We start from the raw sequence: 19,198 nt of genomic DNA on the forward strand, positions 1-19,198 counted from the left end.
TTTAAAAAAAGTTTCTCCCCTATTAGTTAGCTCATTCAAAACAACCACTATTAGAATTAAATTTGATAAATCGAAAATACATAAATCTATACTTGAAATCTTCACTATTCTTACTTAACATTAAATTATCAAACCAACAGCAAGAATCCTTGAGGGAGAGTAGATATGGAGCAGTACACTCGTCGAATCAAGTTCAAGGCTGCGCCCCAGGGCTCGCAGGACTTCAAGACCATCGAGATCGATGAAGAATGGCTGGAGACCGCGCCGAGGCACAGCCAGAACTTCTGGAACTCCGAGACTCGAAAGATCACAATCTGGAACTTCGCAGAAGGTGAGTGGCGAATCGGCTCCAGTGATGAGTACATCTCGGTCGAACCCCAGAAGAGTGGACTCCTGAAGCTCACCTGGGGAACCAATACCAACATCGAAGCCATCTTCCCGGATGGCCTCACCTACTGATCCGAGCTGTTGGTGCGCCCCGTCGATCATTGATCGACGGGGCGCGCTACTTTATTAAAAGATAACTTCACTTCTTCTTAATAGGGATCAGCTTCATGGCCTTTCTTTATCGCATCTTGTACAGCTTGTTCCCCTGCTCTACTACCGAGAGATTTTTGACTTGACCCTCCTTTAGGAGCTCTTTTTATTCCTTCTCGCAAACGGTGCCCATATTCCTCATCTGCCTCTTCTGCTAGAGCGATCATTGCCTCTTGAATTCGACGATCACTAGGAGCTAGTGCAGACACCAGATTAGAAATTAACTCATCTTTCTCCCAGTCTTCAAATTGACGATATGTTTCCCCCGCCTGTTTGGTGTTATTTTGACGATCAATCGATTGACGTACCAGATTGCCCTCAACACGCGGAGTATGTTCTTGTCCAGATTGATTTGCTTCTGTCAGTCCTCCTAAAAAGGACGGCTCATAATTAATATGTGGATTTTGACTAGGTGCATTGTCGACTACATATTGCATCTGTCCACCGCTTTGATTTGTGGCAACATCTTTTTTCGGAGCATTAATAGGAAGTTGTAAATAGTTTGCTCCTACACGATACCGCTGTGTATCCGAATAGGAAAAAGTTCGTCCTTGCAACATTTTATCGTCCGAAAAATCCAATCCATCGACCAATACTCCAGTCCCAAAAGCCACCTGTTCTACTTCTGCAAAATAGTCTTCCGGATTTTTGTTCAGTACCATTTTTCCCACTGGCAACCACGGAAACTGTTCTTCCGGCCAAAGTTTTGTATCATCTAGTGGGTCAAAATCCAATTCGGGATGTTCTCCATCATTCATGATCTGTACAAGTAGTTCCCATTCTGGGTAGTCCCCATTATCAATCGCCTCATACAAATCTTGTGTTGCATGATTAAAATTTTTCGCTTGAATTTCTTCTGCTTCTTTTTGGGTTAAATTTTTAATTCCTTGTTTTGGCTCCCAATGATATTTAACCAAAACTGCTTCTCCTTTTTGATTAACCCATTTGTATGTATTCACACCAGAACCTTGCATCATTCGATAATTTGCCGGTATACCCCATGGGGAATATACAAACGTGACCATATGAAAAGTCTCTGGGGAGTTAGCACAAAAATCAAAAAAACGTTCGTTATCTTGGATGTTAGTAACGGGATCTGGCTTAAAAGCATGAACCATATCAGGAAACTTCATCGCATCACGGATAAAAAATATTTTCAAATTATTCCCCACCAAATCCCAATTGCCATCCTCTGTATAAAACTTCACAGCAAAACCACGAGGATCACGAAGTGTTTCTGGAGAATGTCCACCATGGATAACAGATGAAAACCTCACAAATACAGGTGTTCTTTTGCCTTTTTCTTGAAATAATTTTGCACGAGTATATTTGGAGACTGGGTCTTTTCCAACTGTTCCATAGGATTCAAAATAGCCATGCGCACCTGCACCACGAGCATGAACAACACGTTCTGGAACTCTTTCACGATCAAAATGACTTATTTTTTCAATGAAATCGTAGTTTTCTAATGTAGCAGGACCACGATTACTAACCGTTCGGATGTTCTGATTGTTTGTAATCGGATGACCTTGTCGATTAGTCAAAGTTCCTTCGGTATCTTTTTGTCCTTGATTTACCTTGTCGTGTGCCAATAAAATCCCACCTTCTCACAAAAATGTACGATCCTCTATTTATCGTAACCATATTTTTACATATCATCCTAAAAATAAGTATAAATCAAAAAAATGGGTTGACTTGAATAAAAGTCAACCCATTATCTATTATGAAGCTTAATCTTCTTTCTTATACTCTTTTTCCCAAAAGTCTGCGTTTTTTATTCCTAGAGCATTTGGATTAAAGATTGGATCGAGTCCTTGTTTCCTTTGCTGTTCATAATCTTTTAAGGCTAATAATGCTGGTTTTGCAAGGATTAGTATCGCTATTATATTTAGCCAAACCATAATTCCAAGCCCAACATCACCTAACGCCCAAGCTAATGCTGCTGTTTTTACAGATCCATAGAATGTTCCTCCTAAAATAACAAGCTTTAAGAGAAGCAACGGCAACTTACTATTCTTACCTCGTACTAAGTAAGCAATATTTGTCTCTGCTATATAGTAATAAGCCATAATTGTTGTAAATGCGAAGAAGAATAATGCAATAGCTACAAAACCTGATCCGAATCCTGGAAAAATGCTGTCAATAGCAGCTTGAGTATAACCAGGACCAGCCTCTACACCTTTTAAATTGTTAACAATGAACGATCCATCAGGTGCTTCAGTGTTGTACATTCCAGTAAACAAAATCATAAATGCAGTTGCAGAACACACGAATAAAGTATCAATATAAACAGAAAATGCCTGTACTAAACCTTGTTTTGCAGGATGTGAAACTTCTGCAGCTGCAGCTGCATGTGGACCAGTACCTTGTCCAGCTTCATTTGAGTAAATTCCACGCTTTACTCCCCAAGAGATCGCCATCCCGACAATTCCACCAAATGCAGAGTCTAAAGCAAAAGCACTTCTAAAAATAAGAGAAATGATACTAGGTAATTCAGAAATATTCATTAGAACGATAATAACTGACAATAAAATATAACATAAAGCCATAAACGGAACGATTACTTGGGCAAATTTTGCAATCCTTTTTACTCCACCAAAAATAATAAATGCTAATAAAAGAACAACAGCTATTCCAGTAAAATATTTAGGAATTCCAAATGCGTTTTCTATCCCAAGTGCAATTGAATTCGCTTGAACACCTGGCATTAAAATAGCCATTGCGATAAGTGCTGCAAATGCAAAAAGGACAGCAAACCATTTCCAGCCAATACCTTTTTCAATATAATAAGCAGGTCCACCGCGGTATTGTCCATCCTGCTTTACTTTATAAATCTGAGACAATGTTGACTCAATATATGCACTTGCTGCACCTATAAATGCTATTGCCCACATCCAAAATACAGCTCCTGGTCCACCAAATGCTATCGCTGTCGCAACACCTGCGATATTACCGGTTCCAACACGACCAGAAAGAGCAATCGAAAGCGCCTGAAAAGAAGATACTCCAGCTTTTGAACTTTTCCCTTTAAACATCAGTACTACCATTTCCTTAATATGCCTAACCTGCAGGAATCGAGTTAATATGGAAAACAATAAACCTACACCAAGCAAAATATAGATAACTGGTGTACTCCATAAAATACCGTTTAAACTATTAACAAATTGCTCCAAAGTATCCCCCCTAATTTATGAAAGTGTTTACATTTTAGATTATAATTAATGATTAATAGTTTTACAATATATATGTAATTTTACTAACATATTTTTTTATATTATAAAATTGAAAAGAGACAAATAATAGAATAGTCTCCATTTGCTAATAGATATTTTATTATGATGATAAATCAATCTTTGAAAATTACGGAAAATACTGCAATTATTAACACTTCCAACGCTTTTGCTTCTTCAAATACTTTAGATGGTAAACCTTGAAATACTAAAGCAGTGTTTATTGCTAAATCAAGCTGTCTAACTCTCTCTAAAAAAAGACTATAAGTTAATCTTCCTTCTAAAACCAAGGGGTCTAATCGTAAAAATCAGTGTTGAAGATTAAGCTACAACACCAGTTTATTTGCACATTACAAAAGATAGAAAAAAAAGCTTCTCAAAAGTTTTTTCAACTAATGAGAAGCCTCTAATTTATATTTCTGAAAAAGTTCTGGCACTTTCAGCACCTAAAATGATGTTTTCACCTTTAAAACCCTGATATAAGGGTTGAGTTTTAAAAGTTAAATTACATCATGCCGCCCATTCCGCCCATGCCACCCATATCAGGCATTGCTGGAGCTTTGTTTTCTTCTGGCTTATCTGCAACAACAGCTTCTGTAGTCAGTACCATAGCAGCAACAGATGCAGCATTTTGCAATGCAGAACGAGTAACTTTAGCTGGATCAACCACACCTGCTTGGATCATGTTTACCCATTCTCCAGATAGGGCATTGAAACCAACACCTACATCTTCTTTTTTCAAGCGCTCAACAATAACAGAACCTTCTAGTCCAGCATTGTGTGCGATTTGACGAACTGGTTCTTCTAAGGAACGCTTGATGATAGATACACCAGTTTTTTCGTCGCCAATAGGTAGAGAAGATTCTAGTTCTTCTACTGCACGAATTACGTTAACAAGCGCAGTACCACCACCGGAAACAATACCTTCTTCCACTGCTGCACGAGTAGAGTTCAATGCATCTTCGATGCGAAGTTTTTTCTCTTTCAACTCGGTTTCAGTAGCTGCTCCAACTTTGATAACTGCTACTCCACCAGCTAGTTTTGCTAAGCGCTCTTGTAATTTTTCTTTGTCGAACTCAGAAGTTGTTTCTTCAATTTGTTGACGGATATGAGAAACGCGTCCTTTGATTTCGCTTTGTTCACCAGCACCATCTACGATGATGGTATTCTCTTTGTTTACACGTACTTGGCGAGCACGTCCAAGAGATTCTAGACCAGTAGTTTTCAAGTCAAGACCAAGATCTTCGGTAATTACTTGACCACCTGTTAAGATGGAGATGTCTTGAAGCATTTCTTTACGACGATCACCAAATCCAGGAGCTTTTACTGCTACTGCGGTGAAGGTTCCACGTAATTTATTCACAACAAGAGTAGTAAGCGCTTCTCCCTCTACATCTTCAGCAATGAGCAAGATAGGACGACCTTGTTGAACTACTTTTTCCAACACAGGTAAAATTTCTTGGATGTTGCTGATTTTCTTATCGGTGATAAGAATATATGGATCATCTAACACTGCTTCCATTTTATCGGTATCTGTAACCATGTAGGATGCGATATATCCACGGTCAAACTGCATACCTTCTACTACTTCTAGTTCTGTTGTAATACCTTTGGATTCTTCTACAGTGATAACACCATCGTTACCCACTTTTTCCATTGCTTCTGCGATGAGTTTACCTACTTCGTCATCGTTAGCAGAAATAGCTGCAACTTGAGCGATAGACTCTTTACCTTGGATTGGTTTCGCAATTTCATGGATGTGATTTACAGCTGCTGAAACAGCTTTTTCAATTCCTTTACGAACGATCATTGGGTTTGCACCAGCTGCAACGTTTTTCAAACCTTCACGAATGATAGCTTGAGCAAGTACAGTAGCGGTGGTGGTTCCGTCCCCAGCGATATCGTTTGTTTTGGTTGCTACTTCTTTCACCAATTGTGCACCCATGTTTTCAAAAGCATCTTCTAGTTCGATTTCTTTTGCGATTGTCACACCATCATTGGTGATCAGAGGAGATCCAAATTTACGCTCTAAAACAACATTACGCCCTTTTGGTCCCAAGGTTACTTTTACTGCATCTGCTAGTGCATCCACACCGCGAAGCATCGCACGGCGGGAGTCTTCACTAAATTTAATCTCTTTAGCCATTATAAAAATCTCCCTTCTTTATGTAAAAATTACTCGATTACTGCCAAGATATCGCTTTCGCGTAAGATGAGGTATTCTTTCTCACCATATTTTACTTCGGTTCCTGCATATTTGGAGAAGATTACAAGATCACCAGCGTTAACTTCTAAAGCAACACGATTACCGCTTTCATCGATGCGTCCAGCACCTACAGCAACGATTCTTCCTTCTTGTGGCTTTTCTTTAGCGGAATCAGGCAATACGATACCGCTAGCGGTTGTTTCTTCCTTTTCAACAGCTTCTAGAATCACACGATCACCAAGTGGTTTAATCATGATGGGAAACCCTCCTTTTGTCATTCGTTTGTTAGCACTCGACAACGTCGAGTGCTAACACCCAATTCTTATGATAATCATCTGGCATCTATTTTGCAAGCTTTCCACAAAAAAAAATTGCTACGTTTCCAACTTATCTTCACGCTCTTGTTCTTCCTCTGTTTCTTTTTCAATTCGACGATATAACCAAAGAGAAAGCAAAATGCTTACTTCATAAAGTAAAATAAGCGGAATAGCAACCAAAAAATTGGACATCAAGTCTGGAGTTATTATAAGTGCAATAACAATCAGAACCAAATATGCTCCTTTACGCAGTTTGATTAACAATTCAGGGGTAATAAGCCTTAATCGAGTCAGAAATAACACAACTACTGGTAATAAAAACAAAAATGCAAGTGGGACAATAACATTGAACATAAAGCTTATGTATTGGTAAATTCCATACATCTGTTTCACACCAAGATCTTTCGATATATTAGTGAGAAAATCAATCATGAGCGGAAATACCAAGAAATAACCAAACAACAAGCCCCCAATAAAAAGAAGAAAGGCGATTGGAATATAAATCAATGCTGCTTTTTGTTCTCTTCGTTCCAAGCCAGGGCGAACAAATTGCCATAAGTGATACAACAATACTGGCAAAGCAAGAATAAAAGCAGCTACGAATGAAATCTGCATGTAAATTTTAAATGAATCAGCTGGACTTAGTGCATAGAGTTCAAAATGCTTATTCGCATCTTTACTAATGATCTTAAATATGTCAGAAGCATATAAAAAACTTACGACAAGACCAATAACAAAAGTAGCGAGCACCCAAAAAAGGCGCCGCCTTAGTTCTGAAAGATGTTCTACTAATGGTTGTTGTTCAAAATCTTCTTCGCTCATCAAAGATACCCCTTAAAACTCTTCCTCTTCCAATATCTCATCTGCTGGAAATTTTTTTAGAAAATAGATCAGTGTTTGGAGTTCAGTAGTAAGATCTATATGGTGTATGCGAACATGCCCCGGTGCTGTGATCCTAGCTGGTGTAAAATTAAGAATACCTCTTATACCAGCATTGACAATAAAATCAGCCGTTGGCTGTGCAACATTCAAAGGAACAGTAAGTATAGCCACTTCAACATGGTGCAGTGAAATTACTTCTGACAATCGGTTCATCGAATAAACAGGTATACCATCTATATCAGATCCGATTTTACTATCTTCTTGATCGAAACCAGCTACAATTTTGGTATTATGACTTCGATAAAAATTATATCGCAATAAAGCTGTTCCAAGGTTACCAACACCGATCAACACCACATTGGTTACTTCATCTTGTTTTAGGAAGTCCCTTAAAAATTGTAAGAGATACGTTACATTATAACCGTATCCTTTTTTTCCTAACTCTCCAAGATAAGAGAAATCCCGCCGGATGGTGGCTGGGTCAATCTGTAGTGCTTCACTTAAATCAGCAGAAGATATCCGCTGTTTGCCAATAGCGTGTAATTTTTCTAAATAACGGTAATATAATGGCAATCGTTTTGCAGTTACTTTTGGGATTTTCTGTTCTGCCAAGGAAAGCCACCCCCTCCCAGCTTATATTATACGGCAAAACGAGCATCAGGGAAAATATCGCCTGATTACTCCAATATATTTCTATTAGGAGTAACAATCAGATCCATAGGTATATCATGGTCTTCTGGATATATGGTTTCCACAATTTGCTCATCATAAGCGATACCGCACTTATACACTTTAGGTAGATGAACAAAAAATCGGTCATAGTGTCCTTTGCCAAAACCCAGCCGGTATCCTTTCGTATCAAATGCAACTCCTGGAACTAGAACCAAATCAATTTTTTTTATATCCACCTTTTCACAAGATACATTTGGCTCCAGTACATGAAAGTCGCCGTGTTCTAATTCACTTGGAGAAGTAAATAGCCTTGGGACAATTTCATCTTGTTCCATACGAGGTAGAGATACTGCTTTCCCTTTTACCCAAGCATCTTCTATTAAGGGGTATAAACTCACTTCATTACGTACAGAGAAGTAAACCAGTATGGAGGAAGCTTTATGATAAATGGGAAGTTGTGTAATACGTCCACAAATTTTTCTTGCACTTTGTATGCGAAGAGAGACACCAATTTTTTTTCTAAATGCTAACATTTCTTTCCGAATTGTGTCTTTATCCAAAAAAATACTCCTCCTTACTCTTCTGTTTCATCTAAGAATCAACCTTCTCATCATACCACTTTTGTAATAGAAAAAAGACCAAGCATTTGCTTGGCCATATCTATATCAAAATTAACATTTTCGGGGGGACGATTGGATGTGAGTCTGACTGGATGTCAGCTTCAACATACAATCGCCCTTAAATCCCTATACTATCACCAGCTGTCCCCCCATGACAGTGGAAAATAGATAGGCATTTGCCAAACTGTTTACTTATCCTGGCGCTTGGAGAACTTTTCATGATAAGCAATCAAAACAAGAAACCCAACACCAAAGACGAAAAAGAATGCCATCCAACTCACCAGATTGTCGAAGGACAAGGGATTGGTGTTGGCAAATTCCTGCTTGATTCCATCAAAAATCTTTGGCACCGGATCAGCCTGCATCTCCTCGGAGAACATATCAGACTGATCAACGGAGATGGGCTTAGAATCAGAAGAAGATGCAACATGTCCTACACCGATACAAGTGAAAAAGCTGAGCATTGCAACCAGTCCTGCGATCAAAAGCTTCCTATTATGCGTGAACATAATTCCTCATTTGGGGGAGAAAGTGTGAGTGCTGATAACTTATTATATCGAATGATTGGGGAGATATAAAACTGTTTTTACTAGTAAAAAAATACAAAATAGACTGGTGCAAGACCAGCCTATTTTCATCTATATGCATTTCTTTGTATTCGGTGGACAGTAGATGTAGGATGAGCGGCTCTCATCAACTAGCATGCAACTGCCCTTCCGTCCTATCTGGTCACTGCTCCTTGTTGTAGTGCTTTCGCTCGGCTACTACGAATCCAACCACGAGAAGAAGCACTCCGAGAATGACACCATTGATACTGAACACGAAGTTGATGATGCTGTTCTCGATGAAGTCGTTGAGGTTCTCGATGGAACCCCAGAACATCGTTCCGAGATTACCAGAGAACAGTTCGATTCCACCCACAGACACCTTGAAGTCGAAGAGAGACGGGGCGGCCTGGCTCAAAACCAGGAAGATGATGGCCAGAGCTGCGAACACACTCAGGACAACCTTCTCCGCACGAGTGAAAGGAGACATGATGACCTCATTTTTGTTGATTTGGACGGATAGTTGTTATCTTTATTATAATAAAAGGAAATTAAATTTCAAAAGTTATTTTTTTATTGTCAAAAAATACAAAAATAGATCAGCTATTTCGCTGATCCATTTTTATCTATATTCATTATTCATTTCCTTGTATGCGGGGGACAGCAGATGTAGGATGAGTGGCTCTCATCAACTAGCATACAACTGTCCTTCCGTCCTATGGTGTGGTACGATCTGCTCCCCCATGCAGCTCGAATCGTCCTAGAATTGCTTCATGAAGCTCAGTTCATACGCGCGCTCTTCTGGCACTTGTGCTCGATCCAGAAACAGCGACCGACCACGGAGCCAAAGACACCCACCAAACCGAGGCAGATCAACCAACGGTTCTGGTGCATCATGGTGAGCCCCGATTGATCTCGTGGACCGCCACCGAGTTGGCGATGTTGTGCTTCACGGACTTGAGGTCCTGCTTGATCTCATGGTATGCGGAAGTTCGGTCAACCTCGACGAGCACCACGGTCTGGGACACGACCTTGGCGGGCTCACGCTCACTGTTGTTGGCGGAGTTCGTCGCACCAAGGAAGCCGAACACGAAGCCGATCAGAGCGATGACGACCCAAAAAGCGAAACGACGGAACATGATGATGTACTCACATTCTCCCAGTTGGACTGGGCATAGGACGGATTGTTGTTATATATATTATACTTTGGTTGCTTCTAAGGAAACAAATATAAATTTATAAAACTTTTTCAGTCAACCTGAACACAAAAAAACTAGCAAAATACGCTAGTTTTTCTTCATCTATATGGACTTGCCTTATATGTCGGGGGACAACTGATGAATGATGACGAAAGTCAGCATCAACAATTGTCCGTTCCCGTCCTTGTTGAGGATCAGTACTTACGTGTCTGCGACTGCGGCAGCGTCACAGCGCCGGTGGGACCGGAGTGGCACCAGCAACGGCACTGGCAGCACGCCTGCTGCGAGTAGTCGAACACGACGGCAGACTTGCGGCGACGGTTGCTCGGCAGCGTCTCGTCGATGAGCGCGGCCAGGAAGAGGATGAGGAAAGTCCACATCACGATCTCCCACTTGTGAGCCTGAATCCACTGGGAGTAGTCGAAGTTGACGACCGTGTCCTTCCACTGACCCAGGGGCAGGAGTACTTCGGTCTTGATCTGGTCGACGAGCTCCGGGTGGTCCTGCGCGACGATGACCATCAGACCTCCCACGAACATCAGGAACATGGCCTTGATGGTGACCTTGATGGCGTTGGCGATCTGGTCGACGATACGAGCGAGAACGAACATGACTAACCTCAATCTCGGCAAATAGCCGATCGGACGGGTGCTTGATATCTTCAGTATACGAGAGTATTCCCAAAATGAAAATACTTATATATGTAAATAAGAACACAAAAAAACTAGATGATATTAGCTAGCTCTTTCATCTTGAGGTCATTTATTTATTGAATCATCTTCTCACTTGGAGATTCTCTTCCTTTTCTTTTTCATCAAATCTCCTGCTCGGAACAATATATCCCAGTACTTCAATTTCTTGAGAATCACATAAATAATAGCGGAATAAATCAACACACTTTCTAAAAGATGAAGTGTTCCCGTAAGGTCGATAGCATAATCATTCACCGTAATCACAACTTTAACAGTAGCTAGTAACTTCCAAACGAGCAGTTGCCCTAAACCAAATGCACTAACCAATAAAACTAATTTCCCAAATTTCTTCCACTCAGGTTGATTCATGATGTTCCTCATTTCTCAGTGATGTTTAAGAAATGGCAAGTTAAATAAGTTGTAGATTAGCTACAGCATTTAACTCTAAGTCTGTTTTTTTCTCTTCCTTGAGCAAAAAATATCCCGCAGAAGCTATCATTGCCGCGTTATCTGTACAAAGTTCTAAAGGAGGTATACACAAGGAGATGTTTTCTTGTTTTGTACGGCTGATAAGTCTCGTACGCAAACCACTATTTGCAGCTACTCCGCCAGCAATAACAAGGTTCTTTACTTCCTTTTGAGCCATTGCCCGAAATGTTTTCTCTACGATCACGTCAAGGACAGCAGTTTGAAAACTAGCGGCCAAATCTTTCTGAGAGTAACGTTCATTTTGTTTGATAAATTGCATCACAGCAGATTTTAAACCACTAAAACTAAAATCCAAAGACTCTTTTTCTAACCAAGCCCGTGGAAGAGAATAAGACGGCGTTCCTTGTGCTGCTAAACGATCAATATGCGGCCCACCTGGGTATGGCAGGTTCATGAGACGAGCTACCTTGTCAAATGCTTCTCCCACTGCATCATCTCGAGTTCGTCCGATTCGTTCAAAATTCATATGATCCTTCATAAAGATCAGCTCTGTATGACCGCCAGAAACTACCAATGCGATCAAAGGAAAACAAAGGGGTGAAACGAGGTGATTTGCATAAATATGACCTGCTATATGATGAACAGGAATCAATGGTATTTGCACGGAATATGCTAGCGCTTTGGCTGCTGTAACACCGACTAACAGAGCACCAACAAGCCCAGGTCCTTGAGTGACTGCAATCGCAGTTAATTGATTTTTCGTTATGTTCGCTTCTAAAAGTGCTTGTTCGATAATCAATGTGATTCGCTCAACATGACGACGGGAAGCAACTTCTGGAACAACTCCACCAAATGCCTGATGTATTTCCATCTGGGAACTGATTACATTGGAAAGAACGGTAACACCATCCACTACAACAGAAACACTTGTCTCATCGCAACTTGTTTCAATTCCTAAAATGACTTGTTTATTTTTCATGTAATACCAGTCCCATCAATATGGCATCTTCCCCATTATCTGGGTAATAATTTTTTCGTGTTCCGATAACCGTAAAACCAAGATTTCGATATATTCGTTGTGCGATTTGATTTGATTTTCTTACTTCCAATGTCATTTTGGAAGCTCCGAGTTGTTTTGCAAGCTCAATCAAATAAGCTAATATTTCTTTTCCTGTACCCTGTCCGCGATAATCAGGATGCAGAGCCACATTGGTAATCTGAGCTTCGTCTAAAACAACCCACATTCCAGCATACCCAACAACCTGACCATCGACTAAAGAAACGATATAATAAGCTAGATCATTGGCAGTGATTTCATCTTCAAATGAGTAGGCACTCCAAGGATCAGCAAATGAGAGAGTCTCAATTTCCATGATTGCTGGTATATCCGTTACTTTCATTGGACGAAATAAAATTGTTTTGGTAGAGTTCATGATTGACGCCCCAATAAATTTTTTTCTGCCAGTGTCAGTTGAAGGTAATTAGGAGCATAATCGTTCCTTTCACTCCTATTTGAATCCAACCAATTTTGCATAGCCAAAATACCTAAGTTACTTGCACGAGGAAACTGAAGGCTTGACGGAGCAAAAACTGCTCGTTCTTTTAGCTCTGCTTTTATTTTCTCTTCAAAGAGAGAACTATCATCACCAATAAATAAGATATCTTTTTCTGTCTCTTTTAACTCCTCCAGCAAAACGTCTACTGGTACAATCTGCTCTTCCATTTTCCCCTTGAGTCTTCCAGATTGAACGTTGTAAATAGACGTATACACCTGCTCACGTCTAGCATCGATTAATGGAACAATATATCCCGGAAAATAGAATCCATTCATCGCCATTACTGCAAGGGTTGAAACTGCAAGGAATGGTTTATTTTGTGCCCAAGCAAATGTTTTTACTGTTGTTACTCCAATACGAACACCGGTATAAGAGCCAGGTCCTGCTGTTACTGCAAATAAGTCGATTTCCGCTATAGATAAGTCCAAATCATGCAATAATTCATCGATTGCTGGCATAAGACGAACAGAATGATTCTTTTTTAAATTGGTTGTTTTTTCACCAAGTACTTTCTGCTCATTTAATACAGCTACACTTAAAACAAGCGTGGAAGTATCAACCGCTAAAATATTCATTATGTGATATCTCCTTGTACAATGCTGGTGAACCAATCGAAATTGCTCTTTCCCCAGATGGGAGAACTTCAATCGAGATAAAAATCGTATCTTTTGGTAAAAGAGATTGGATTCGAGACGGCCATTCAACCAATGCCACTCCATCCCCATACAGATATTCGTCCAAGCCCAGATCCTCTATGCTATTCTCCTCTAAACGGTACACATCCATATGATAAAGAGGCAGTCTGCCTTCATATACTTTTAGAATGGAAAATGTAGGGCTATCTACATAATCCTCTACACCAAGTCCTATAGCTAAACCTTGGGAAAATGTAGTTTTCCCTGCCCCTAGTTCTCCTGTTAATGCAATAACTGTACCCTTGGATAACTTGGACCCGATACGTGAGGCTATTGCTTTCGTTTCCTCTTCATTTGAAGAAAGCAGTATGTTCTTATCCAAGGTTTTCACCGCCCATTCATCATAAATAATTCTATCTTACCAAGAAAAAAACAAAGAAGAAAGTTTTTGTAAAACAAAAAGAAAAAGCTGCTAGTATAAAGCAGCTTTTTGTGTGGAGCGGGTGAAGGGAATCGAACCCTCACATTCGGCTTGGAAGGCCGATGTTCTACCATTGAACTACACCCGCATATTCAAGTTTTTGGTCGGGGCGACAGGATTTGAACCTGCGCCATCCTCGTCCCGAACGAGGGACTCTACCAAGCTGAGCTACGCCCCGCTTTTGGTATAAAAAAAGAAAAGTTACGGTCATAACTCTTCATGAAGGGAAATTGGTGCGGTCGGTGGGACTCGAACCCACACGGCCTAGGGCCACTACCCCCTCAAGATAGCGTGTCTGCCAATTCCACCACGACCGCAAGTATGAAGTTTTGTAATAATATGGTGCGGGTGGAGGGACTTGAACCCCCACGCCTCGCGGCGCTAGAACCTAAATCTAGTGCGTCTGCCAATTCCGCCACACCCGCATATTTAAAAATGGTGAGCCATGAAGGACTCGAACCTTCGACCCTCTGATTAAAAGTCAGATGCTCTACCAACTGAGCTAATGGCTCTTACTAAAGATATTCTTTCAAAAAATGGCTGGGGAGGAAGGATTCGAACCTTCGGTACACGATACCAAAAACCGATGCCTTACCACTTGGCTACTCCCCAAAAGTATAAAAGTGGGGCGATCGAAGGGATTCGAACCCTCGAGTGCCGGAGCCACAATCCGGTGTGTTAACCGCTTCACCACGACCGCCACAAAATTGGCGGGGCTGACGGGATTCGAACCCGCGGTCTCCTGCGTGACAGGCAGGCATGTTAGGCCTCTACACCACAGCCCCAAATGGGAAATGTAAAACTATTTGAAAATGGTGGGCGTTGACGGGATCGAACCGCCGACCCCTTGCTTGTAAGGCAAGTGCTCTCCCAGCTGAGCTAAACGCCCAAAAATGGTGACCCGTAGGGGATTCGAACCCCTGCATGCCAGCGTGAAAGGCTGGTGTGTTGAACCGCTTCACCAACGGGCCTAAATAAAACGTAATGTCTGGCGGAGAGAGAGGGATTCGAACCCTCGCATGGCTGACGCCATCTAACGGTTTAGCAAACCGTCCTCTTCGGCCTCTTGAGTATCTCTCCAGAGTTGGCTCCCAAAGTAGGATTCGAACCTACAACCTATCGGTTAACAGCCGATTGCTCTGCCGTTGAGCTATTTGGGAACATTTTTGAAGACAAGAGTTATTGTATCAAAAAGCTTATGTGAGTGCAAGCTTTTTTTATTAGTTTCGAGCGACTTCTATAATCTAGCATGATTTATGCCTCTACGTCAAGCATAATTTTTCACTTTTGGCATTTCACGAATAAAACTGTGGGATTCTTGGGACAGTAGTCTCATGACTACTTCATTACCAAACGAACCCTGTGTGCCCCATGGGTTAAAGAGAGTTCTTTATTGCTACGACCAGCACAAACAGACAGCTTGGTTTTCGCAATTCTTATTTAATGATCGACTAGGGATGCCCCAAAAACAGAACACACATTTGCAAAGATGCATTCCGAAAATATCATCAGAATTTTAGGGAGAAAGAACGCTCTCTATCATTCTAAGATTAAAGTAGTTTTTGTTACTCGCGAACTATAAAAAAACCTTCTCACTGTATGTGAGAAGGTTTTACATCCGTTTTATTGTTTAGTCTCTGCTGAAAATAGAGATCAAGTTTTGCAAAATAGCAATGAAGTCGATGTAAAGCATCAACGCCCCAAAAATAGCCACTTTCGTCGCAGTGTTTTGATCCATGGATTGTATACTAGCACTTAAACGCTTAATATTTTGCACGTCATATGCAGTAATACCACAGAAAACAGCAACAATGATATAGGAAAGGACTAGATCGAAGCCACTATTTTGCAAAAAGATAATGTTTACTACACTAGCAAGAATGATACCAATGAGAAGCATCAAGAAGATAGATCCCATTTTGGACAAATCTCTTTTGGTAATAAAACCAAGTGCAGCTGAAATACCAAACATACCAGCAGTAATAATAAAAGCTGATCCTACTGTACTAATGTCTACATAGGCAAGGAAGACACTAAAGGTTATTCCATTAATTGCTGCATAGAAGAAAAACAAAAACGTTGCAGTAAAAGCCGAAATTTTACCGATTAATGCTGAGATAGACAAAACGACTACAATCTGTACGATAAAAGCTCCCCACAGGATTCCTGGTGTCGTCGCGATTAAAAATGATATATCTGTATTACTACTTAAGAAATATGCAATAATTCCTGTTAGTAGTAAGCCAGCAAACATCCACGAAAAAACGCGTTGGAATAGGCGTTGATCTGTTCTAACCGCAGAAGATGATTCATAGTATTGTGGTCCCACTACTCATTCCTCCAATAAAATGTTAAAGATAACATATGTTCACTACTAAGTATACTCACAAGATCAAGAAAGATCAAGAATACCTAGGCTTTTTATGCCTCTTTTAGTCTCTTCGCTCCCTAATTGATAAATCGCAGTATAAATTTCTTTTATCTTGCTATCTACATCTTTACTTTCCATTTGCCTGTCTTTTGTTTGATATGGGATATGTGCTTCCAAATATGTCCCCCAGTCTTCATTGTATGCTTCTTGGAACAAATCTTGTAAATTATTTATCTCTTCTTCTGTTGCCTCGATTTCAAAATCGTAAGGAGCATCATCTACTTTTTTCTCCGTGTGAATAGTTCCATCCACTGTAACATAATAGGTTTGTTTATCCATGTATATTCACCTCTTCTACCTTTTACCCGATAAAACTGTATTTCATTCACCTTTTTTTGAACTCATTAAAATAGGCACATGACAACCCATACATGTAATAAACATAAGTAATATCAATTTTAAAACGAGAGGAGTATACGCATGCCCAATTGGCTGAGTAAACAATTGATGCAGGCGTTTCGAAAAAAAGATCGCAACCAAATTCGTTTTTTAAATCGTTGTTGGTTTACCTTTATCAAAAAAGAATATGATGAAAAGGCAAGCAAAAATTTATTCCCTTAACATACATGATTCGTAATGAATAAAAAAGCTAGGAATTCCATAAACATGGAGTTCTTAGCTTTTCTAGATTAGTTTACCATACTCAGACTTACTCGATCACGATCTTTATCTACCGAAAGAACCCACACATCCACAATATCCCCTACTGTGACTACATCCATTGGGTTTCGAACGTACTGTCTACTCAGTTTGGATATATGAACTAGTGCATCATTTTTTAACCCAATATCAACAAAAGCTCCGAATGCAACCACATTGCGAATCGTTCCTTTTAGATGCATGCCCGTCTCTAAATCATCTGACTTTAAAACATCCGAACGCAGGATTGGACTAGGTAAAGACTCCCTTGGATCTCTTCCTGGTCGCAGCAAAGAATCAATAATATCTCTCATGGTTGGTACTCCGCTATTTAATTCTGCTGCAACTTTTACGATATCTACTTTTTTTAACTTTTCTTTTGCTTCTTCCAAACCTAAATCATATGCGGAGATATCAAGTTTTTCGAGAAGTTGTGTTGCTATTTGATAAGACTCTGGATGAATAGGTGTCTTATCTAGTGGATTATCTCCTTCACGAATTCGTAGAAAACCAATACATTGTTCAAATGTTTTTGCTCCTAGTTTTGGAACTTTTTTTAATTGCTCTCGATTTGTATATTTTCCTATCTTCTCGCGTTCTGCCACTATGTTTTTCGCTACTGTCTTACTCACCCCTGATATATATTGCAACAGAGAGGGTGAAGCAGTATTTACATCAACCCCAACATAGTTAACGGATGATTCTACAACTTGCGTCAGTGACTCTGATAATTTCTTTTGGTTCACATCATGCTGATACTGCCCTACTCCAACTGATTTGGGATCAATTTTGACTAATTCCGCTAGTGGGTCTTGTAATCTACGAGCAATGGATACAGCACTTCTTCTTGCTGCATCTAAATCTGGGAACTCTTCTTTCGCTAGTGGGGAAGCAGAATACACACTTGCTCCGGCTTCATTTACAATCACGTAAAACAGTTCTTTATTTGCTTCTTGAATGACTTCCGCAATAAAATCTTCTGTTTCTCGTGAGGCTGTACCATTACCAATTGCAATCAAGCTGATCGGGTATTTTTTTAATAAAGCATGAACTTTTTCTTTTGCCTCTTCCGTACGTTCATTTGGCTTAGTTGGATAAATAACATCAATGTCAAGCAACTTGCCAGTATCATCTACAACTGCAAGCTTACACCCTGTACGATAAGCAGGATCGACACCTAACACGACTTTTCCGGCAATTGGAGATTGAAGGAGCAGATGTCGTAAATTTTCTTTAAAGATGTCAATTGCTTTTTCTTCTGCATCTACCAACATTTTCGCATGAATCTCTCGATCGATGGATGGTGCAATCAGACGCTTATAACTATCTTGCATGATGGAAGCAGTGTATGTATTTTCATGAGGAAACCATTTACGAAGCAGGGAGAACACTTCATCTTCCTGTACATTAATTTTCAACTTTAGTATTCCTTCTCTTTCAGCACGGCGAACTGCTAGAACGCGATGAGATGGCATGGTGCGTATAGGTTCTTGATAGTCATAATACATTTCATAAACAGATGTTTCATCAGCGTCAACTGCTTTTGCTTCCAAAACACCTTGATTCCATGTATAGGTACGCACCCATTTTCTCGTATCAGCATCTTCAGACAGCTCTTCTGCTAAGATATCCAACGCACCTTTGATGGCTTCCTCTGTAGACTTAACGTTTTTCTCCTCCAAAACATACGGGGCAGCTAATTGCTCTTTATCTGTGGTCTCCTTGGATTCCAATATCATTTTTGCCAACGGCTCTAAGCCTTTTTCCCTAGCCATGCTTGCTCTTGTTTTCCGTTTGGGGCGAAATGGTAAGTATAAGTCTTCTAATTCTTGTAGTTTTTTTGCCTTTAACAACTTTTCATGTAATTCATCTGTAAGTTTACCATGTTCATCAATTAAACGAATAATTTCATCTCTTCGTGTATAGAGTCCAGCAATATAGCGATATCTTTCTTCAATCTGACGAAGCTGCTCTTCATCCAGTTCTCCTGTCATCTCTTTTCGATATCGAGCAATAAAAGGTATCGTATTTCCAGCTTCTATTAATTCCATTGTTACTTTTACTTGTTCTACTCGAAATGATAATTCACGAGCAACTTGCTCCACTAATTCCATAACTTCCATCTTC

At 40.1% G+C, this 19,198-nt stretch carries 21 protein-coding genes and 12 tRNA genes; 2 read left to right on the plus strand and 31 right to left on the minus strand.

The window, feature by feature from the left end; genetic code table 11:
* Nucleotides 1-165 precede the first annotated feature (165 nt).
* Nucleotides 166-459 (plus strand): hypothetical protein, encoded by a 294-nt coding sequence (locus GSM42_RS02565; RefSeq protein WP_160799731.1) that lies wholly within the window; start codon nucleotides 166-168, stop codon nucleotides 457-459.
* A gap of 77 nt (nucleotides 460-536) precedes the next feature.
* Here the strand turns inward: GSM42_RS02565 and GSM42_RS02570 are convergent, their stop codons facing one another.
* The 30 genes from GSM42_RS02570 to GSM42_RS02715 form a co-directional block, all read right to left on the minus strand.
* A complete protein-coding gene (locus GSM42_RS02570) occupies nucleotides 537-2,129 on the minus strand; it encodes a catalase (RefSeq protein ID WP_160799733.1) in 1,593 nt (530 codons plus the stop codon).
* Between the two features lie 138 nt (nucleotides 2,130-2,267).
* Nucleotides 2,268-3,710, minus strand: coding sequence for an alanine/glycine:cation symporter family protein (locus GSM42_RS02575; RefSeq protein WP_160799735.1), 1,443 nt, complete (start codon nucleotides 3,708-3,710; stop codon nucleotides 2,268-2,270).
* Between the two features lie 562 nt (nucleotides 3,711-4,272).
* The gene (gene groL, locus GSM42_RS02580; protein WP_160799736.1) at nucleotides 4,273-5,913 is read right to left on the minus strand and encodes a chaperonin GroEL; all 1,641 of its coding nucleotides are present in this window, start codon (nucleotides 5,911-5,913) and stop codon (nucleotides 4,273-4,275) included.
* Nucleotides 5,914-5,942: 29 nt separating this feature from the next.
* On the minus strand, nucleotides 5,943-6,227 hold the full coding sequence (gene groES, locus GSM42_RS02585; RefSeq protein WP_160799738.1) for a co-chaperone GroES: 285 nt from the start codon (nucleotides 6,225-6,227) through the stop codon (nucleotides 5,943-5,945).
* 120 nt (nucleotides 6,228-6,347) lie between these two features.
* Nucleotides 6,348-7,112: a twin-arginine translocase subunit TatC gene (tatC, locus tag GSM42_RS02590; protein WP_160799741.1), complete on the minus strand. Its 765-nt coding sequence runs from the start codon at nucleotides 7,110-7,112 to the stop codon at nucleotides 6,348-6,350.
* A gap of 12 nt (nucleotides 7,113-7,124) precedes the next feature.
* Nucleotides 7,125-7,784 carry a redox-sensing transcriptional repressor Rex gene (locus GSM42_RS02595; RefSeq protein WP_160799743.1) on the minus strand — a complete coding sequence of 220 codons (660 nt, stop codon included), beginning with the start codon at nucleotides 7,782-7,784 and terminating at the stop codon, nucleotides 7,125-7,127.
* 65 nt (nucleotides 7,785-7,849) lie between these two features.
* The gene (locus GSM42_RS02600; RefSeq protein ID WP_160799745.1) at nucleotides 7,850-8,404 is read right to left on the minus strand and encodes a 5-formyltetrahydrofolate cyclo-ligase; all 555 of its coding nucleotides are present in this window, start codon (nucleotides 8,402-8,404) and stop codon (nucleotides 7,850-7,852) included.
* A gap of 248 nt (nucleotides 8,405-8,652) precedes the next feature.
* Nucleotides 8,653-8,949 (minus strand): hypothetical protein, encoded by a 297-nt coding sequence (locus GSM42_RS02605; protein ID WP_160799747.1) that lies wholly within the window; start codon nucleotides 8,947-8,949, stop codon nucleotides 8,653-8,655.
* Nucleotides 8,950-9,193: 244 nt separating this feature from the next.
* Nucleotides 9,194-9,499: a hypothetical protein gene (locus GSM42_RS02610; protein WP_160799749.1), complete on the minus strand. Its 306-nt coding sequence runs from the start codon at nucleotides 9,497-9,499 to the stop codon at nucleotides 9,194-9,196.
* A 403-nt stretch (nucleotides 9,500-9,902) separates the two neighbouring features.
* Nucleotides 9,903-10,148: a hypothetical protein gene (locus tag GSM42_RS02615; RefSeq protein WP_160799751.1), complete on the minus strand. Its 246-nt coding sequence runs from the start codon at nucleotides 10,146-10,148 to the stop codon at nucleotides 9,903-9,905.
* Nucleotides 10,149-10,402: 254 nt separating this feature from the next.
* Nucleotides 10,403-10,819 carry a hypothetical protein gene (locus GSM42_RS02620; RefSeq protein ID WP_160799752.1) on the minus strand — a complete coding sequence of 139 codons (417 nt, stop codon included), beginning with the start codon at nucleotides 10,817-10,819 and terminating at the stop codon, nucleotides 10,403-10,405.
* Between the two features lie 171 nt (nucleotides 10,820-10,990).
* Nucleotides 10,991-11,269, minus strand: a complete 279-nt coding sequence (locus GSM42_RS02625) for a hypothetical protein (protein ID WP_160799754.1) — start codon at nucleotides 11,267-11,269, stop codon at nucleotides 10,991-10,993.
* A 40-nt stretch (nucleotides 11,270-11,309) separates the two neighbouring features.
* On the minus strand, nucleotides 11,310-12,308 hold the full coding sequence (gene tsaD / locus GSM42_RS02630) for a tRNA (adenosine(37)-N6)-threonylcarbamoyltransferase complex transferase subunit TsaD (RefSeq protein ID WP_160799756.1): 999 nt from the start codon (nucleotides 12,306-12,308) through the stop codon (nucleotides 11,310-11,312).
* On the minus strand, nucleotides 12,298-12,762 hold the full coding sequence (rimI, locus tag GSM42_RS02635; RefSeq protein ID WP_160799758.1) for a ribosomal protein S18-alanine N-acetyltransferase: 465 nt from the start codon (nucleotides 12,760-12,762) through the stop codon (nucleotides 12,298-12,300). Before rimI ends, tsaD begins: the two co-directional genes overlap by 11 nt.
* Nucleotides 12,759-13,460, minus strand: coding sequence for a tRNA (adenosine(37)-N6)-threonylcarbamoyltransferase complex dimerization subunit type 1 TsaB (gene tsaB / locus GSM42_RS02640; RefSeq protein ID WP_160799761.1), 702 nt, complete (start codon nucleotides 13,458-13,460; stop codon nucleotides 12,759-12,761). The genes rimI and tsaB overlap by 4 nt, the downstream gene beginning before the upstream one ends.
* Nucleotides 13,441-13,911 (minus strand): tRNA (adenosine(37)-N6)-threonylcarbamoyltransferase complex ATPase subunit type 1 TsaE, encoded by a 471-nt coding sequence (gene tsaE / locus GSM42_RS02645; protein WP_420820960.1) that lies wholly within the window; start codon nucleotides 13,909-13,911, stop codon nucleotides 13,441-13,443. Before tsaE ends, tsaB begins: the two co-directional genes overlap by 20 nt.
* A gap of 104 nt (nucleotides 13,912-14,015) precedes the next feature.
* Nucleotides 14,016-14,089, minus strand: a tRNA-Gly gene (locus GSM42_RS02650).
* A 13-nt stretch (nucleotides 14,090-14,102) separates the two neighbouring features.
* Nucleotides 14,103-14,179, minus strand: a tRNA-Pro gene (locus tag GSM42_RS02655).
* 53 nt (nucleotides 14,180-14,232) lie between these two features.
* Nucleotides 14,233-14,318, minus strand: a tRNA-Leu gene (locus GSM42_RS02660).
* Nucleotides 14,319-14,341: 23 nt separating this feature from the next.
* Nucleotides 14,342-14,426, minus strand: a tRNA-Leu gene (locus GSM42_RS02665).
* 11 nt (nucleotides 14,427-14,437) lie between these two features.
* Nucleotides 14,438-14,513 (minus strand) — tRNA-Lys (locus tag GSM42_RS02670).
* A gap of 25 nt (nucleotides 14,514-14,538) precedes the next feature.
* Nucleotides 14,539-14,613: transfer RNA gene (locus tag GSM42_RS02675), tRNA-Gln, on the minus strand.
* 12 nt (nucleotides 14,614-14,625) lie between these two features.
* Nucleotides 14,626-14,701: transfer RNA gene (locus GSM42_RS02680), tRNA-His, on the minus strand.
* An 8-nt stretch (nucleotides 14,702-14,709) separates the two neighbouring features.
* A tRNA-Asp gene (locus tag GSM42_RS02685) sits at nucleotides 14,710-14,786 on the minus strand.
* Nucleotides 14,787-14,814: 28 nt separating this feature from the next.
* A tRNA-Val gene (locus GSM42_RS02690) sits at nucleotides 14,815-14,890 on the minus strand.
* A gap of 5 nt (nucleotides 14,891-14,895) precedes the next feature.
* A tRNA-Glu gene (locus GSM42_RS02695) sits at nucleotides 14,896-14,972 on the minus strand.
* Between the two features lie 18 nt (nucleotides 14,973-14,990).
* A tRNA-Ser gene (locus GSM42_RS02700) sits at nucleotides 14,991-15,081 on the minus strand.
* 5 nt (nucleotides 15,082-15,086) lie between these two features.
* A tRNA-Asn gene (locus GSM42_RS02705) sits at nucleotides 15,087-15,161 on the minus strand.
* A 470-nt stretch (nucleotides 15,162-15,631) separates the two neighbouring features.
* On the minus strand, nucleotides 15,632-16,330 hold the full coding sequence (locus GSM42_RS02710) for a Bax inhibitor-1/YccA family protein (protein WP_338055216.1): 699 nt from the start codon (nucleotides 16,328-16,330) through the stop codon (nucleotides 15,632-15,634).
* A gap of 63 nt (nucleotides 16,331-16,393) precedes the next feature.
* Complete coding sequence (locus GSM42_RS02715) at nucleotides 16,394-16,711, minus strand: hypothetical protein (protein ID WP_160799764.1); 318 nt, start codon at nucleotides 16,709-16,711, stop codon at nucleotides 16,394-16,396.
* Nucleotides 16,712-16,852: 141 nt separating this feature from the next.
* Here GSM42_RS02715 and cmpA point away from each other — a divergent pair, with 141 nt between their 5' ends.
* Nucleotides 16,853-16,993: a cortex morphogenetic protein CmpA gene (cmpA, locus tag GSM42_RS02720; protein ID WP_160799767.1), complete on the plus strand. Its 141-nt coding sequence runs from the start codon at nucleotides 16,853-16,855 to the stop codon at nucleotides 16,991-16,993.
* Nucleotides 16,994-17,061: 68 nt separating this feature from the next.
* Here cmpA and GSM42_RS02725 read toward each other — a convergent pair whose 3' ends face one another.
* Nucleotides 17,062-19,194: a Tex family protein gene (locus tag GSM42_RS02725; protein ID WP_160799769.1), complete on the minus strand. Its 2,133-nt coding sequence runs from the start codon at nucleotides 19,192-19,194 to the stop codon at nucleotides 17,062-17,064.
* Nucleotides 19,195-19,198 lie beyond the last annotated feature (4 nt).

Source organism: Shimazuella alba (assembly GCF_009831235.1).
In the GTDB taxonomy this organism is placed as follows: domain Bacteria; phylum Bacillota; class Bacilli; order Thermoactinomycetales; family Thermoactinomycetaceae; genus Shimazuella; species Shimazuella alba.

What these genes read in the sequence shown, in the direction of transcription:
- cmpA (WP_160799767.1), top strand. Translation starts at nt 16,853, where the DNA reads ATGCCCAATTGGCTGAGTAAACAATTGATGCAGGCGTTTCGAAAAAAA.
- GSM42_RS02610 (WP_160799749.1), bottom strand. Translation starts at nt 9,499, where the DNA reads ATGTCTCCTTTCACTCGTGCGGAGAAGGTTGTCCTGAGTGTGTTCGCA.
- tatC (WP_160799741.1), bottom strand. Translation starts at nt 7,112, where the DNA reads ATGAGCGAAGAAGATTTTGAACAACAACCATTAGTAGAACATCTTTCA.
- GSM42_RS02615 (WP_160799751.1), bottom strand. Translation starts at nt 10,148, where the DNA reads ATGTTCCGTCGTTTCGCTTTTTGGGTCGTCATCGCTCTGATCGGCTTC.
- tsaD (WP_160799756.1), bottom strand. Translation starts at nt 12,308, where the DNA reads ATGAAAAATAAACAAGTCATTTTAGGAATTGAAACAAGTTGCGATGAG.
- GSM42_RS02620 (WP_160799752.1), bottom strand. Translation starts at nt 10,819, where the DNA reads ATGTTCGTTCTCGCTCGTATCGTCGACCAGATCGCCAACGCCATCAAG.
- tsaB (WP_160799761.1), bottom strand. Translation starts at nt 13,460, where the DNA reads ATGAATATTTTAGCGGTTGATACTTCCACGCTTGTTTTAAGTGTAGCT.
- GSM42_RS02565 (WP_160799731.1), top strand. Translation starts at nt 166, where the DNA reads ATGGAGCAGTACACTCGTCGAATCAAGTTCAAGGCTGCGCCCCAGGGC.
- GSM42_RS02725 (WP_160799769.1), bottom strand. Translation starts at nt 19,194, where the DNA reads ATGGAAGTTATGGAATTAGTGGAGCAAGTTGCTCGTGAATTATCATTT.
- groES (WP_160799738.1), bottom strand. Translation starts at nt 6,227, where the DNA reads ATGATTAAACCACTTGGTGATCGTGTGATTCTAGAAGCTGTTGAAAAG.
- GSM42_RS02715 (WP_160799764.1), bottom strand. Translation starts at nt 16,711, where the DNA reads ATGGATAAACAAACCTATTATGTTACAGTGGATGGAACTATTCACACG.
- GSM42_RS02625 (WP_160799754.1), bottom strand. Translation starts at nt 11,269, where the DNA reads ATGAATCAACCTGAGTGGAAGAAATTTGGGAAATTAGTTTTATTGGTT.
- groL (WP_160799736.1), bottom strand. Translation starts at nt 5,913, where the DNA reads ATGGCTAAAGAGATTAAATTTAGTGAAGACTCCCGCCGTGCGATGCTT.
- rimI (WP_160799758.1), bottom strand. Translation starts at nt 12,762, where the DNA reads ATGAACTCTACCAAAACAATTTTATTTCGTCCAATGAAAGTAACGGAT.